Source organism: Bradyrhizobium jicamae, from assembly GCF_001440395.1.
Classification (GTDB): Bacteria; Pseudomonadota; Alphaproteobacteria; order Rhizobiales; family Xanthobacteraceae; genus Bradyrhizobium; species Bradyrhizobium jicamae.
The window spans coordinates 90,165-102,998 of sequence record NZ_LLXZ01000064.1; the positions used below are offsets into that span (position 1 = coordinate 90,165).

The 12,834-nt window shown below is 55.6% G+C and carries 10 protein-coding genes; 1 reads left to right on the forward strand and 9 read right to left on the reverse strand.

Annotated features, from left to right (window positions below):
- Positions 1–133: 133 nt before the first annotated feature.
- The 6 genes from CQ12_RS10700 to CQ12_RS10725 all read right to left on the reverse strand — a co-directional run bounded on the left by CQ12_RS10700 (position 134) and on the right by CQ12_RS10725 (position 3,365).
- Complete coding sequence (locus CQ12_RS10700) at positions 134–337, reverse strand: cold-shock protein (protein ID WP_057835268.1); 204 nt, start codon at positions 335–337, stop codon at positions 134–136.
- Positions 334–546, reverse strand: a complete 213-nt coding sequence (locus CQ12_RS10705) for a cold-shock protein (protein ID WP_057835269.1) — start codon at positions 544–546, stop codon at positions 334–336. Before CQ12_RS10705 ends, CQ12_RS10700 begins: the two co-directional genes overlap by 4 nt.
- A gap of 118 nt (positions 547–664) precedes the next feature.
- Positions 665–1,201 (reverse strand): hypothetical protein, encoded by a 537-nt coding sequence (locus tag CQ12_RS10710; protein ID WP_157088124.1) that lies wholly within the window; start codon positions 1,199–1,201, stop codon positions 665–667.
- Positions 1,202–1,316: 115 nt separating this feature from the next.
- The gene (locus CQ12_RS10715) at positions 1,317–1,592 is read right to left on the reverse strand and encodes a hypothetical protein (protein WP_057835271.1); all 276 of its coding nucleotides are present in this window, start codon (positions 1,590–1,592) and stop codon (positions 1,317–1,319) included.
- 71 nt (positions 1,593–1,663) lie between these two features.
- The gene (locus CQ12_RS10720; protein ID WP_057835272.1) at positions 1,664–1,852 is read right to left on the reverse strand and encodes a hypothetical protein; all 189 of its coding nucleotides are present in this window, start codon (positions 1,850–1,852) and stop codon (positions 1,664–1,666) included.
- A gap of 232 nt (positions 1,853–2,084) precedes the next feature.
- The gene (locus CQ12_RS10725; protein WP_057835273.1) at positions 2,085–3,365 is read right to left on the reverse strand and encodes a tyrosine-type recombinase/integrase; all 1,281 of its coding nucleotides are present in this window, start codon (positions 3,363–3,365) and stop codon (positions 2,085–2,087) included.
- Between the two features lie 1,239 nt (positions 3,366–4,604).
- Here CQ12_RS10725 and CQ12_RS10730 point away from each other — a divergent pair.
- A complete protein-coding gene (locus tag CQ12_RS10730) occupies positions 4,605–7,481 on the forward strand; it encodes a hypothetical protein (protein ID WP_157088125.1) in 2,877 nt (958 codons plus the stop codon).
- A gap of 84 nt (positions 7,482–7,565) precedes the next feature.
- Here the strand turns inward: CQ12_RS10730 and CQ12_RS10735 are convergent, their stop codons facing one another.
- The 3 genes from CQ12_RS10735 to CQ12_RS10745 all read right to left on the reverse strand — a co-directional run bounded on the left by CQ12_RS10735 (position 7,566) and on the right by CQ12_RS10745 (position 12,794).
- A complete protein-coding gene (locus tag CQ12_RS10735; protein WP_057835275.1) occupies positions 7,566–9,410 on the reverse strand; it encodes a hypothetical protein in 1,845 nt (614 codons plus the stop codon).
- 925 nt (positions 9,411–10,335) lie between these two features.
- Positions 10,336–11,118 (reverse strand): AbiU2 domain-containing protein, encoded by a 783-nt coding sequence (locus tag CQ12_RS10740; RefSeq protein ID WP_057835276.1) that lies wholly within the window; start codon positions 11,116–11,118, stop codon positions 10,336–10,338.
- 365 nt (positions 11,119–11,483) lie between these two features.
- A complete protein-coding gene (locus CQ12_RS10745; protein WP_245309844.1) occupies positions 11,484–12,794 on the reverse strand; it encodes a hypothetical protein in 1,311 nt (436 codons plus the stop codon).
- Positions 12,795–12,834 lie beyond the last annotated feature (40 nt).

Genomic DNA, 12,834 nt, shown 5'->3' on the forward strand with positions numbered 1-12,834 from the left:
TTTTCGAACAATTCCCGGCAACGTCGAATCCACGCCGAAGGCTCGACAACGATTTCCGCGCGGTATTGCTCGCAGTGCCGCTGGAAAAGCTGATAGGCGTGCTCGACGGCCGCGTCGATTTCGCTGCTCATGGTCACAAAACCCGGATGGCTTTTGCCCAATACGTGCCGCGGGCGGCGTCGTGCACAGCCTCGAATTCGATGCGGTCGCCCTTTTGGAGCATGCTGTCGGGGCACTGTTTCGCGTGCAAATAAACATCTGGGCCGCCGCCGTCGCGAGTGGCAAAGCCGAAATTGCGCTCCTGGTCGAAGAACCGGACAACACCTTGTTCACTCACGGGAGCACTCGCACGTTGGTGGCTTGCATTTTGCCGGTGCGCTTGCTGATTTCCGTATCGAACGAAACGCGGTCGCCCGGCTTCAATTCGTCAACGCCGCGGGGCAAGGCACTACCATGGCAAAACACGTCTGCCTCGCGTTCATTGTCATTGCGAATGAACCCGAAAAATCGATCCGGATTCCAGTTCAAAACTCGTCCTTGATTCACGTCGAATTCCTCTATCAGGGGGATTGGATGGGTGGCGGCAGCGGGCCAAAAAGGGTTCAAGGCACCTAAACGGCCCGCGCCACATCGGCGGCAACCGGCAGGAAAAACCGCCGTAGCTCTACGCAATCTTCATGACGTGGGTTTCGATCGCGAGGCCGAACAGCGAACGAACCGTCTCGCGATGCGCCCCTTGCACCTGCTTCGCCGCTTCGATCACAGCGCGATCGGCGTCGAATTTCGCCATCTCATCCGGATAGGTGGCGCGGCGCACTTCGTCGACGATGCGATTGTGGTGCAGTTCGCCGAGGCCGGTCAGTTCGCGGGGGCTACGCGCGAGTGCCAGGCGAGTGGCCGGCGAACTCTTAAGCAACACTTCCTGCTTGTCCTCCGATAGCGCGCGGAAATTGGCACGCAATTCAGCATCCACTTGCGCACCGCCGGCCGTGGTCGGCTGTTCGAGCGGCGGCAACGACGCAACCAAAGTGGTCTCGGCTTCCTTGATCGCAGATTCGAGCCCGCGGCTTTTCTCCATGTGCGCGGTCATCTTGTGGCGACGCGCGGCGGCCTTGAGTTCGGTGGACAATTCCTTGTCCGCATTGATCGACGCGGCGTCGCCCTGCGCGTCGATACGATCGAGGATAGTTTGCTTTGCCATTTGTGCCATCTTCCGGACTGGCACGTGTTCGGAAGTGGTGGCGCTCAGGTCGTTGTGGAGCTTCTGAAAAACGTCCATTGGTAGTTGTCTTTCTGGTTGGCGGTGGATGGGGAGATCAGGCCGCGCTCGGCGGTTCGACTTTGCCGGCGTTCGTCGCGGCGGTCTTGCAGGCCGTGACCTTGGTCGCGAATGTGCTCTTGGCAGTGGTGACGCTCTCGCCCGTACGCGCGAATAGATTGTCGTAATCCGCGTTCACGCTGGCCGCGATCCTGTCGCATTCGACCGTAAAGGCCGCGACCTGACCGGCGCCCGTGCGTTCGGCATGGTGCAGTTGAGCGGCGACAAGCTTTCTGTTGCCGCCGGTGGTGATGCTGTCGAGTTCTGCAGACATTGTGGTTTAGTCCTTCCGTTTTGCGCGTGTGATGATTGGTTCGAGCGATGCGCTGTCGCTTAAATTCGATCTCAGGCAGCCGCGGCGTTTTCGAACGCGGCGAAAAAGACTCGCGGATCGAGTCCCCACCTGCCGGCGACTTTTTTAGCGCCAGGGATTTTGCCGGCTTCGAGCGCGGCGAACGTCGCTTTCACGGGGCGGTCAATCACTTCGGCGATCGCCTTCGCGCCCCAAACAATCTTACGTTGGTCAGTGCTCACAATGAAACCCCTACGGCTAGGCACAAAAAAGCCCGCGCAACTCCCAGAGGGAATTGGCGGGCCGGGTTACGTAATGGCGCGTACGCCATTGGCTCTACGGTGAACTTATCAGATTCCGCGGGAATGTCAAATGAACGGCACGTTAACCTATTGATTTAGTTCACTTATTTGTTGACAGGCATCGCCTGCGTTTATCGTAACGGTTTGATCGCATTTGGAGATTCTTCGTCCGTCACCCGTGCGCACCCTCTGCTGCCGCAAGCTCTGCGGAGTCATCTCCGCGCGGAAACAAGTGCGAATAAAGATCACTCGTGATCGCGATGTTGCTGTGCCCGAGGCGTTCACTCACGATCTTAAGCGGCAATTCCAATCCGCCATCGATCTTGCGGTTGACGCACCAACTAGCAAAGTGGTGACGCATCGCGTGCAAGCCCGAATATTTCGCCGTCAGCACAGTCTTGCCGCGCTCGTCGTGAACGACCTTCCCATTCTCGTCACGCTTGGGTGCGGTCACGTTGGCCTTGATCATGATCGGGCCAAGCCCGCGCGTAACGATGTTGGCGTGCGATTCAACGTTGCCGGATCCGTTGGGGAAAACGTAATGCACGTCGGTCACCGGCTTGCCGTGCGCATCCCTGCGCCCGGTATCGCGCCGCGGGCATTTAAGCTTCCACTCTCGCAAAGCGGCCAACGTGGTCGGTGGGATCGGCACAGTGCGCTCCCCGGATTCCGACTTGGGCGGCCCGATTTCGTTATAGGCATCGGCGCGTTGTCGAACGTGCAGTTCTCCCTTTTTGAAATCGACATCCTCCCATCGCAGGCCGCGCAGCTCCGATGCACGCAGGCCGCAGCGAATGGCTACCAGCAACAGCGGGCGCCATCTGCCATCGGCCACTTTCAACACGGCGTCGATTTCTGCCGGTGTGGGAATGTCGACGCCGATTTTCAATTTACCTTTAGCGCGCCGCTCCGCCTTGCGTTCCTTGCCACGCTTGCGGTTTGCCTTAAGGCTCCGAACGACGTTGACGCCAACATGGCCACGCTCTTGTGCGTCGGCGAGCAGCGAGCCAAGCGAGCCGGTGACGCGCTTCACCATATCAGCAGTGCGCGGCTCGGCTGTTTCCTGTCCCGGCGCCGGCACACCCTTGCGAAGTTTGTCCTGCCAATCGCGAATGGTTGCGACCGTCAAGGCCGACAATTTCACGCCACCGAGATACGGCTCAATGTGCAGGGTCAAATGTTGCTCGTACCCGTCACGAGTCGTGCGCTCAAGATCGGCGCACGCGTCAATCCAGTTTCGTCCAGCCTCTGTGACAGTGATTGATTTGGATGCAGGGACGTGCACGCCCTTCGAAATGTCGACCGCAACGCTCGCCAAATGCGCGACCGCTTCTTTGCGAGTGGCGAACGAAGGGGCATAGCGGCGCCGCTTGCCGCGGGCGTCCTTCTCATTGGTCGAATATTGCGCAATGTAGACGGTGCTGTTTTTCAGAACGCGCTTTCGAATGGACACGGAATTCCCCGCAATGCTGTTGAATGCTGGGGAGTGTAGCGGAATTGCAGGAAGGCGCAACAGAAGCGCAACGGATTTGCAGAATTCTCTAATGATTTCAACAATACTCTATGGACTCTGACTCTGTTTGTCTTGGTTCGAATCCAGGTTCCCCAGCCAATCTTCTCCAGGCATTCAAAGCAATTGAAATTGCTGAGTTTTATGATCCAGGGTAACTAACGTACCCCAACGCCGCCCCTAACGCCTGCCCTCAACGGTGACGCCGTACACACCGGCCGCTCGTAGCATCGCGCGACGGCGAATTCTGTCGGCGCTGATTTCAGATCGACCAAACAAAGATACGCATTCAATGAAGCGCCCCCAGCTATCAACCCGAAACCTAGGACCAGCAACCATGCGCCCAATTGCTCACTCCCTGCACATGCTGATCGAAGCCGGCGACCATCGGCAGCTCCGTTGACCTTCCGGCGAGAAATGCTGTCAGAGAGCGAAAGCTTGCTTCCGCCCCACGCTGCGCGAATGCCAGTTGGTCAATAATCATCTTGACCCGGTAAGCGAGGATTGGAGCCAACCGCCGTCAGTAGTCGTGGTGGCCCTTCAACATCTCCAAACGTTATTGGCAGCGATTGCCTGAAGCGAATTGCGGGCCATCGATAAGGCCATCTCCATTGCACTCCAAGCCACTGGCGAACGCGATGGCAGATAGAGCCAGCGCACTTAGGCCATCTGAACGAATCCAAGTTGCTAGGTAAGGTCGGTCCTCTCAGGAAAACCTCAGAGCCGGAACAGAGTTGCGGCGTAAGCACAAGCGATTAGCTACGGCTGCAATTCTGAAGGCCAGCGCAATGACACGTAGCTGATCGCCACAAAAGTTCGTTCCCGAAAGGAGGCTCGCCTTCTCTTGCAGTCGCTCCCCACGAGATAGGCGGTCGATGCCCGAGCCTTTACGAAGAGCTTGCCATGCAGGACGCACCAGAGTGAAGACAGTACCTTGTCAATGGCCCAGATTCTTGCTCGCCCGCTGACAGAGTCGGTGCGGGTTGCTCATGGCAGTTGTGCGAGGTATCGCGCGGAAAGACCGCATTCTATCGACAAGTTTCGTGTACGATCTACCTTTGGTAGTGCTGATAACAAGTAGGTAGCATTTTCCCCGGATACAGACTAATTTAGGATCAGGTCGTGCCCGCGGTAGTCCGATTTTCGCGCGTTTCATTTTAAGAAACCAGGCGAGCTCCTACTATGCGATACATGTCACTGCCTGCAAAGCTCCGAGCTCTTTTGTCTTTGTTACTTCGCGAAGTAAACCAATTAGTCAAAGCGTTCTGGAGTCTCACAGCTTGGGGCCGATTGCTATGGTCCGGTGCAATTTCGTACATCAATGCTGCGTTCCTAAAGGCTTCAGTATCGTTTCGACAAAAGCTCCAAGCCTTTTTGTCCGCACTGCTTCGCGAAGTAAGTCAATTAGCTACGGTAGGGGTCAAGGCGTTCTGGAGGCTCACAGCTTGGGGCCGATTGCTATGGTCCGCCGCAACTTCGTACGTCATATCACTTCAACCAAAGCTCCAAGCCCTTTCGTCAGCACTGCTTCGTGAAATAAGTCAATTAGCCGCGCTAGGGGTCAAGGCGTTCTGGAGGCTCACAGCTTGGGGCCGATTGCTATGGTCCGCTGTAATTTCCTACATCGATGCTTTCCTAAAGGCTCTAGTATCATTTCGACACGTGTTGATTGTCGCCCTCATGGCTTCGATCATCCTAAGCTGGCCTCAACAGGTACAGGAGCTCTATGCCGACATTCTAAGCCCCGGTTTGGCCAGTTGGATCCAGCTAGCATTTAGTTTGCTATTCCTCATCGCCCTTACTGCATCAATATTGCTGCTTCTAGAACTCAAGAGGAGCAACTATCTTGACAAATTTGGCAATAGACGCGGCCATATCGTTTTCCGAATAACGTCCATAGTCACAGTCATCGCGCCTATTTTGATGCTGCAGTTAGGCCTCACTGCAGGCGTTACAGGAGTGATGACCTCAGACTTCCAAGCCATACAGCAACTGCACGCGCAACAAGTTGACCAGGACATTTCCAGTGTCTTCCCCATTGAGCTTGCCAATGAGACACCGATTTCCGTTATCAAGCTTCATTTCATTCGTTGGGCTTCGATCGTTTTAATCATTTTCCTATTAGCGCCCTACCCAGCCCGGCTGATTAGACGTTATCTGGTTGGTCGCGGAGGCGCGATGTCAAAAAGACCGCCTTTCGCGAGTTCGCGTTTTTACTTTACGATCATTGCAATTACTGTCCTTGCCACAATTGTCTTCGCTCTTCCGTACCTAGTGCCTTGGCTCAATGTTTTGTTTGTAGTGCCGCAGTACTTAGGAGCGCTGGCACTGATCATTCTTTTCCTTGCTCTGGCTACATTGCATTTCGCTGCTCTGTCCGACTTGGGGGACAGAACCGGCTATCCACTGGTCGGAGGACTGTTCGGGTTAGCCGTAACTTTTTCGTTCTGGAACTTGAACGATAATCACGAGGTTGCGACCGTGCTCGTTGAGCCGTTGAAATGGCAAAAGGTAGACCCCTCATCAGGTACCATCCTTCCGCACGTTGGCCTTGAGAAGAAACTAGCGGGTATACACTTGGAGAAGGGATGGGCCGCACTTCGTGGCGGCGACTCCCGATTACCCTATCTAGAGGAGGCGTTTGCTGATTGGCTGCAGCAAAGGCCGGCGCACGCTAAGGAACGTTTCAAGGGACGCCCCTATCCAATCATTATCGTGGCAGCAGAAGGCGGCGGCATCTTCGCGGGCGCCCAGACGGCGCTCTTCCTTGCGAGATTATACGACCGTTGCCCGCGGATCGCCCATCATCTTTTTGCGATCAGCGCTGTGTCAGGGGGAAGTCTAGGCGCGGCGCTTATCTCTTCTCTCGTAAAGCAGCGGACTGAATTGCGCCAGGGATCGGGAAATGCCGCAGCCGAGACATGCGCTTTCAATCACACGACACCAGCGGGGCCGCTGGAGGACAAAGTACGACAGATGCTTCTGGACGATCACCTTGCCCCACTGTTCGCTGCAGGGCTATTTCCTGACTTTATGCAACGCTTTCTCCCCTTTCCAATCACGTCGGTAGATAGGGCGCGCGCTCTCGACAAATCGATTGAGCAGAGCTGGGAAAAGGCGATGCCATCGACTGCGAATTACTTCACTCGCCCATTTCGAGATCATTGGGCGGCATCAGGTGATGCCCCCATGTTGCTGCTCAACACGGCATCGGTTGAAACAGGAGAGCAAATTGTCATCGCACCCTTTGAAGGCCCCGGCATCAGTGAAAGAGAAGCCTCGTACGTTAAATCATTCTTTGGTCGCACCGGCTTTCTCTCAAGACGTTACGATGTAGCCCTAAGTTCAGCTGTAGGACTGAGTGCTAGATTTCCAGGAATAAGCCCATCGGGCTACCTCGTAGAGCGGGACAAGGGACCAGATGGTGATCCGCTCATCCTACCAACGCGATCTGTTCGGTTTGTTGACGGTGGATTTATCGACAACTCAGGAGGGGAAACGGCGTTGCAGGTTGCGGCGGCGCTCTATGAGCTAATCGCACACAAAAATCGCAATCCTAGGCTCTCGGGTTTTGGTGGCAAGCCGGTCGCGTTGCCGGATATGGCCATTGAGTTTCACGTGCTGATTATTGGTGGTGTCGGCGGCGTGACACAAGAACAAACTCTGCGCTCGAAGGCTATATGGGGCAGTCTATCCCGAAGGGATCTCACGGAATTGGGCGCACCTGTAACAGCGCTGTTGAATTCTCGGAAGCAGAGGGCAACCTCGGCTATTCAGGGCATTCACGCATCAGGCGTCAAGGTCCGCCAAACGTCATTGCCCTGGGGCTATATCAATCCGCCATTGGGTTGGAAAATGACCCCGCGAACACTCAGCCTTATCGCAACGTTTATTGGGACCCCTGACCGATGCAAAGGCGACATACTGGCGGTGAATCTTACTTACCGACTGCCGCCCGAGATGCAACAAAACGAACTGGCCCTGCGCTACATCGAACTCTTAGAAAGGCTCTCCAACAACAATTGTACGGCGCATAGAATGATTGAGTGGGTCAACTGACGAATTGGCGACTCACCGCACAGCTCCGGACTAGAGCCCAAGAGAATCATTTTTGCGTCCGCATCGGACTATGACTTTCAAATGCTAATCACTGGCCGGGCGAACTGGCTCTCGAAGGACAGCTACTCGTTCAATCTTTGATAAAAAGTCGAGATCGGTGTTGCGAAAGCGTTGAGGTAAAGTATCTCGCTCGAGATCGTCTATAAAGTTATCGAGGGCAGGAATGCGGCGTCCAACCGCCACAATCTTATTTACAAGATTCCAGACACTTCGCACTGGAAACAATGTAAGATCAATTAGAGCGCCAGCAACCTCCTTTACATCGTCCGCCGTGTCGAGCAGCATAGCGCGCTTTTCTCTACGTACTCCCAGTTCGTACAGGTCTTTAGAGAGCCGCTCTATCTCAGATTCACGCTCTTCGAACGGCAGTTGGGATAGCCTAGAGAGCAATGCGCGTCCTTTTCGCCGTGTGGACTGATACGAAGTTAGGCTAATCAAATCACGAAGCTTGGCATGAGGCGGGAAATCAAAGATTGGCATCGACGGCAATAGCCTGATCTTCTCCTCTCGACGTCGCTCGTTCGTTGCCCAAGCAGCAAAGATTCGGGTATTGCAGGCCCTGTAGAAATTCAGCCTATCTCCCACAAGCCTTCGAAGCATTATTATTCCGCTCTTCTCTTCCAGGGGCGGGATCAGCGTGGCATTGAAAGCGTGGGCAATGTGAACGTCGTCACTTGCTACAAATGCCTCCAGTCGAAGGTCTTGGCCCGTCGCTCGCTGAATCTGATCGCCAAGAAGCCTACCTTGTCCAAAAGCGCCGATTGACATTAGTCCGCTCGTCATAAGCGGCAAGAGGCAGGACCGTCGAGCAGAACTCGGCCAAAGGAGAAGTTGAATTATCTCCAACTCCGACAAGTGTAATTCTTGAGCCATTTGACGAGCAAGCTCAGGGACATGGTCGGCAACACCATTAAATCGATATTCGTCCGCCGTTTGAACAAGGTCAGCGGCCAAAAGCGCCGACGCCTTCCGCCGACCAATAATTGCGGATGGGTTCGCTTGGTAAACGGCATGGAGGAAGGCTACATCAGTGCGCTCTTCGGGTTGACGAAGCACGAAGCGCACGCGATCGGCGCCGGCAAGCTCAACAAAATCGTCTCGACTGAGGCTCTGCCGGCGCCAGAAGGATTCCTCTCCATCACCGATGAGCGGCGGCGACATCAGAACAGTGTCGTAACAAAGTATTGTCTGTCGGAGGTCGATTTGTGGGAAACTAGATGCATCGACATAACAAGTTGTTCCAAGTCGCTCGACATCAATCACACGGTTAGGATTTAAGCTTCCCTCGAAAAGAGCATCAACGTGATCAAACCAATACGCCTCATCCTCCTGAACGAAGCGTGGTAGAGCAGTTCTCGTCCGCACCGGTTTGATGCGAAGCATGTCGCGGCCAAATGGCGAATCCGGCGCGGCTGTTTCGCCTGTGGATGATGCCACGGCGAATTCAATCGGCCATCCTGCCTCCCATTGCTCAAAGAATGCCGCCACTGATCGCTTCTCGTCATCTAGTAGTTCGCGCTCAAAACAAAGCGTGATACTGGGGGACTCAACGTCCTCAACCCTTACGAGACTGGGAAGCGAGGGGAACTTGCCATATAAGACGGTACGCAAGTCGTCTCGATTGAACGGAAGCCCGGCAAACCCCGAAGCTATTTGGTGATCAGCAATAGTCGCTATCTCGCGCAGGAAATTCGTTGGAATGTCATTGGACAATTCGATGGAAAGCGCGGCAGGTTGAATACTATTTGCGAACTCCCCGCGTATTTGATCGGCTCCGAGGATGGCTGCATCAAACACGATCGCATATTTGAAGGGACTGACTTGGAAGATTCGGGTTTGCAACTGCGGATACCGAGCACGCAACTCCAAATCCGTCCTCCTGACGGCTGCGCTGCGCGGAGGAAAGTCGATTGGGTTTGATACAGGCGCTGTCGGTTCTGGTTGCGTCACAACTTCACCGGTGTGCGGTTGGAATTCCAAAGACTTCCGTGGACCTGTCTCGCCGGTTCTCTGCGCTCTGCTCCGCGCTCCCTTTTTTTGGACCGGTTTCACCGCTCGTCTCGCCTTCCTGACCTTTTTTGTGTTCTTTGTTCTTTTCGCCATCTGAGGCCCCCCACAGTGAAGTACAACTTTAACGAAATTTAGAAAAATAGACTCAAGCGTGCAACCCTTCTAGCATTCGCCTAGACATTGGTTTCATTAGATTCCCCAAGGCCCACACAACGCAATGTGGATACTCCGCTATTGGCAAAAGGTGACCCTCTAAGATACTTGCGAGCGATACGCGTCGCTCCGGGGCATGCAACCCCTGAACAAGCGGCCGGTGCCGCCGCTCTCTCCACCGAATCCTTGGCCATCATGGTCGGGGAGCCTGCGACGTATGTCCAGGTTCTCCGGAACTAAAGGTCGTAGGGGCCGGCTTCTTCGATTTTCCAACTCCCCGATCACCAGAGGTCAAGAGGCTTGGCCTGCGGGAGCGCACCGTGGGCAACCCTTCGGGAGTTGGATAGTGGACGCAACAGCATCAGCAATCACCGATAGAAGGAAGCATCGGGCCGGACCACCTCGCTACTTTGGCTCGCAATGACGACCGAGACGGCGTCTTTCCTATCGTGGCAGGTGGCCGTACTCTTCGCGGGCGGTCGCGGCGGCCCTCGTTTTTGGCGCCAAGGCCCGCAACGCGGACATTACTCATGAAGGCGCAGGTCGGCCTTTTAGAGTCTAAGCAGCAGTTCTCTGCTCAATCGAGCATTTTGCCGGTTTCGACTCTTAGCCGATGTCAGAGCTAGGCCTGTTAGGCCTGCAACTTCTTCAATACCATCTCAGCGTCGCCGCGAACCATGGCCGCTCGGATGTCAAAAGACGAGTCGAACACCTGCTCGTGAACAAGCGAGACGAAATCACCTAGGTCTTTCCAAAACTGCTCCCACTGTGACCAAGTTGCAGCTCCCAGCGGCTCGCCGGACATTATCGTTTCTCGGTCAGCGTGAGCAGTCAATTTGTGTCGGGCTTTTTCGATGCGGCTCCGATGTTCGTCCATACTGGACTGGAGCTGAGTCAGTTTTCGGTGCAACGGCGCAACCCTTACGAAAGCGTTCGTAAAAAGTTCAATCACGAAATTCTCACTACCGCGCCTGCCTGTCCAAGGATCAGTGACCCGGCAGGCGGCCAAGATCACAAACTCCGCAAAAACCTGCGCCAAATCTTCAAAAAAGTAGGGCGCAACAGACTTCATGGCTGCTCGTTCCGCCTCGTTACTCTGCGAGAACAGTCGGCGAGCATATTCATAAATGGACCGTATGTAGACACAGTGATTGGCGAAAAGCCTCACCTCGTCGGGTGAAACGAAGACGAACTTGATGCGCTCGACGCTGCTTCCAACGATGTCGCTTAGCAAAAAACCGACGAAGAGGATGGCAACGTTGTGGTTAGTGAAAATGAAGTCATGCCAATCGGTCGGCTGAGGCTTCCACCAAAACTGGCAACCATTGCTCGCGGCCAGATACGATGCCTTGACCCTCACACCCTCGAAATCGCTTCCCAGCGATCGAACTGAAATCGCGTACGTCGTGACCATTCTGAAAGTCCCGGATGATAGCGGCGATCTTCATAACATCATACGTTGCTATTGGCCGTTTCGGACCTCGTCCAATGTACACCTCAGCGCCGCTATTGGGAGAACAAGCGGACATCGCGCATTTGTCCTAGCTCCCGATACCGAGGGCCGGCGTTAGGCGTCGCTCAATGCCGCGTGCCTCGGGGTCTCCAGGATAGGGCCGTCGAGGGGAGCACGGGGCAGGTCCTCTAAGTGGGGCGGTGATCACTCACCCTCCCTCTAACGCCAACCACGAAGAGGCCCCCCTTCCCCCGGCCCCCCCCCAAGTCTCCCCCTCTACCGCTCCTCCTCCATTAGCGGAGGCATAAGAAACCAAGCCATTGTTTTCACGAGGGAAACTTGATGGAAACAATCGCGCACGGCGAGCGCGTCCATCGCTCAAAAACGTCCCGCATACCCTCCGCTGCAACGTTGGCTTTGGATTCTGCTACGAGCACAGCGTCATGGAGCGGCAACGCGGTGACTCCGACGCCTGCTAGATAGCTGACCACCTCGATCAGCATGTCGCTTTCAATACGCATCAGTTGAAAACCGAGGCCGGTCCCGAAGAGATGCGCGATGGGTGCGTGCTTTGCCGCCAACATCTCGATCGCTGCCCGCAACTTTGTGCCAGAGGGAAAATGCTGACGCGTGTCCTCGGGCCAGTTCCTTAGCGGCCCTTCCGAAAACAGCATCGCGTTCATCAGCTTTTTCCAACCATCACGGCCTGTGCCGTGCCAGCCCACGTTGTAGATATCGCCCTCGGGCTGCGTTTTGTTCGCCCGCACGTAGGCCAGACGCGGGAAGAGTTGGCGATAATCAACGTCCGCGACCCTTTCACCATCGATTCGTATGCGCTTGCGCTGAGCACGCTCCATTGACATCCAAAAGCCGCCCGCGAGACGACCGCCATGCTGCCATGTGCCATTGTTAAAGATGCGCCGCAGCGAACGGCGATAGCGCGCAATAATATGCCCATCCTTGCCTAAAGAGAGGCCCGTGTCCTGGCCCGTTACCTCGATGTCCGCCTCGCGTAGGAATTTGTTTATGCGTCGGACTTGGTTCGCAAACTTCTTGCTTTGAGGGCTCTCGGCATAAGGGATGGCGGCGGCGCGTCCGTCCGCGTCCTTGCCTTCCTTCAGAATGACCAACACAGGATCATGAGTTTGGTAGATGCTGCGCCAGTCTGGCGGTGCCAGTGGGAGATGCTCTGCCAGTCGGGTTGTCGGCCCAATGAGCGACGGCACCTTCAACTTGGTGGAGATCCTGTAGCCGCGCTGCTCTTTCGCAATGAAGTCGAGCGATGCCATCAACTCAATGGCCGTCAGGAAATGCTGACCGAACACCGGATTTGCACTAGGGGAGCCCTGCCAAATGAAGCCGTGTGACCGGGGCACGGCCAGCCGAGCATCGGTGCCGGTGGCCTTCAGCAGGATCAGGTTGCAGGCCAGCGCTTCAACCGCGAGGCCGAACTTTTCCCTGTCTTCTTCCTTCCGCCTTCGCCTGCGGAGGCCGTTCGCCCTCTCGTGCTCGCGCAGAGTGTCCGTCAGTCCCGTGATGGCGCTCCGAAGCTCAACGCTCTTGGCGCGTAGCTGCGGGTCGAACCACATCGGCTTGGGTTGGGCGATCATCGGCGGCTGCTTGTCGTCTTTGTTCAAAGTGACCGACTCAAACCTCGAATATGTACGCACCTTCGCG